General features: G+C 68.4%; 4 protein-coding genes. 1 reads left to right on the top strand and 3 read right to left on the bottom strand.

Annotated elements, in window-relative coordinates:
* From ACFWAR_RS39320 to ACFWAR_RS39310, 3 genes are all read right to left on the bottom strand, one after another.
* On the bottom strand, positions 1–283 hold a 283-nt coding region (locus ACFWAR_RS39320; protein ID WP_385788519.1), incomplete at its 3' end, for a beta-ketoacyl synthase N-terminal-like domain-containing protein.
* 105 nt (positions 284–388) lie between these two features.
* Entirely contained in the window at positions 389–589 is a 201-nt protein-coding gene (locus ACFWAR_RS39315) for a ferredoxin (RefSeq protein ID WP_385788517.1), read from the bottom strand.
* Positions 586–1,761: a cytochrome P450 gene (locus ACFWAR_RS39310; RefSeq protein WP_385788514.1), complete on the bottom strand. Its 1,176-nt coding sequence runs from the start codon at positions 1,759–1,761 to the stop codon at positions 586–588. Before ACFWAR_RS39310 ends, ACFWAR_RS39315 begins: the two co-directional genes overlap by 4 nt.
* A gap of 308 nt (positions 1,762–2,069) precedes the next feature.
* Between ACFWAR_RS39310 and ACFWAR_RS39305 the strand changes: the two genes are divergently transcribed.
* Positions 2,070–2,352 (top strand): beta-ketoacyl synthase N-terminal-like domain-containing protein (locus ACFWAR_RS39305; protein WP_385788511.1); only part of this gene is annotated, 283 nt, incomplete at its 3' end.

The raw sequence follows: 2,352 nt of genomic DNA, 5'->3' as shown, positions 1-2,352 counted from the left end.
CGCGGGTGGTGGACTTGCCCGAGGCCGAGGGGTCCGGGTCGTACAGGTCCTCGTCCCAGCCCCGGTCCGACGGGAACGCGCCGACTGCGTCGACTCCGTCGGAGACCAGCTGCCACAGGTCCTCGGGGGAGGCCACCCCGCCCGGGAACCGGCAGCCCATCGACACGATCGCCAGCGGCTCGTGGTTCCGGGTGTCGATCGCGGCCAGCTGGCGGTGGGCCTGGCGCAGGTCGGCGGTCGCCCGCTTGAGGTATTCGCGGAACTTGTCTTCGTTGTTCGACACGGGGGAAACCCTTTCGGGGCAGCCTGCTGCGCGCGGCGCGGGGGAATGCGGAACCTGTGAGGGGGCGGAACCTGCGGGGAGCGGACGGTTCGGTCCGTTCCTCCGCTATTCCTCGATCCGGATGGCGAGGGACGGGCAGCGGCGGGCCGCGTCCCGCGCCTCGGCGTGGTGCTCGGGTCCCGGAGCGGGGTCCAGGACGAAGGCGATGCCGTCCTCGTCGCGCTGGTCGAACAGGTCGGGCGCGGTCAGTACGCACATGGACGAGGCACAGCACTCGGCCTCGTCCAGGATGATCTTGAGCGTCACCAGGTCACCTCCAGGGTGTGCAGTCCGTACACGGTCGATTGCTTGTAGGGGAGTTGGTCCACGGGGTCCACCAGCCGCAGGCCGGGGACGCGGGAGAACAGGGTGTTGAAGGTGATCTCCAGCTCCGCGCGGGCCAGGTTCTGGCCCAGACAGGCGTGGACACCGAAACCGAAGGCGATGTGTCCGCTGGTGTTCCGGCGCAGGTCCAGCCGACCGGGCTCCGGGAAGACCTCCGGGTCGTGGTTCGCGGCGGCGGCGGACGCGATGAACCCCTCGTCGGCCCGGATCACGGTTCCGCTGACCTCGGTGTCCTCCAGCAGGACCCGGGAGGTCGGGTAGTCGACGATGCTCAGGTACCGCAGCAGCTCCTCGACCGCGCCGGGCATCAGCGAGGGGTCGGCGACGAGCGAGGCCAGCTCCGTCGGGTTCTCGTGGAGCAGCGCCGTGACGCCCAGCGAGATCATGTTGGCGGTCGTCTCGTGCCCGGCCAGCAGGAGCAGCATCGCGAAACCGGTGAGGTGCTCGTGGTCGTACAGACCGGCGTCCTGGTACTTCACCGCGAGGCGCCCCAGCACGGTGTCGTCGGGCGTCTCGGCCTTGAGCGTCACCAGCTCGCCGAGGAACACGCGCAGCGCGCCGAACGCGCCCTCGCGGTCGGCGGCGGTACTCGCCTGGCTGAGCAGCACCTCCGTGTTCTTCTGGAAGATGCCCCGGGCGTCGTAGGGCACGCCGAGGATCTCGCAGATCACGAGCGAGGGAACGGGCAGCGACAACTCCTCCACCAGGTTCACCGGCCGGCCGGTGGCACCCGCCTCCAGGATCCGGTCCACACACGCGTCGACGATCTCCTGGATGCGCGGACGCAGCTTCCGGACCCGGCCGGCCGTGAACTCACCGGTCACCATCCGTCGGTGCATCAGGTGTTCCGGAGAGTCCATGGACAGCAGGAACCCCTTCTGCGCGAACGCCTGCACGTTGGCGACGGTCGCGGGGAAGGCGGGATGGGCGCGGCTGGCGGTCGTCGCGGGGTGGCTCAGCAGCGCGCGTACGTCCTCGTGGCGGGTGAGCAGCCAGGCGGTCCGGCCGTTCTGCAGCCGTACCTGTGACACCGGCTGTTCGGCGCGCAGTTCCGCGTACTCCGGAGGCGGGGCGAACGGACAGCCGCGCGCCATGGGGAAGAAGGGTATTTCGGGGTTATCGCCACCGGTCACGGAACTGACCTCTCGCTCGGGCGGAAAGGAAATGAATACGGTGGGCGCCAATAATTCCGTGCAGGATATGGGTGATCACTAAACTGCGGCTAAACGTCCGGAGGGGGGTGTTCCATAAGGCCTGTAGTGCACCCTTGAAATGGTGTCTGACCAGGGATTTTAGCGCCGGAAAAGGGGCAGCTAAGTGTGCCTGTGAAAGTGTGACCGGACCAACGAGTGAGCGCGCTCGTCATTAAGGATGCGCATAGTCCGAGGGGGACGGCGGCTACATGTCGAATGAAGAGAAGCTCCGCGAATACCTTAAGCGCGTCACGGCCGACTTGCAGCAGACGCGCAGTCGGCTGGCCGACGTCGAGGGCAGGGACCGCGAGCCGATCGCCATCGTCGGCATGGGCTGCCGGTTCCCGGGCGGGGTGGGATCACCCGAAGGCCTGTGGGACCTGGTCGCCCGGGGCGGCGACGCGATAAGGGAGTTCCCCGACGACCGGGGCTGGGATCTGGAGCGCGTGTACGACGCCGACCCGGAGGCCACGGGTCACTCGTACACCCGCA

It is taken from the genome of Streptomyces sp. NPDC059917, assembly GCF_042730635.1.
Classification (GTDB): Bacteria; Actinomycetota; Actinomycetes; order Streptomycetales; family Streptomycetaceae; genus Streptomyces.
The sequence above is the reverse complement of the archived record's forward strand: the minus strand, read 5'-3'. Positions and strand labels throughout refer to the sequence as shown.

Excerpts from the sequence above, each read along its gene's own strand:
- ACFWAR_RS39310 (WP_385788514.1), bottom strand. The coding sequence starts at position 1,761 with ATGGCGCGCGGCTGTCCGTTCGCCCCGCCTCCGGAGTACGCGGAACTG.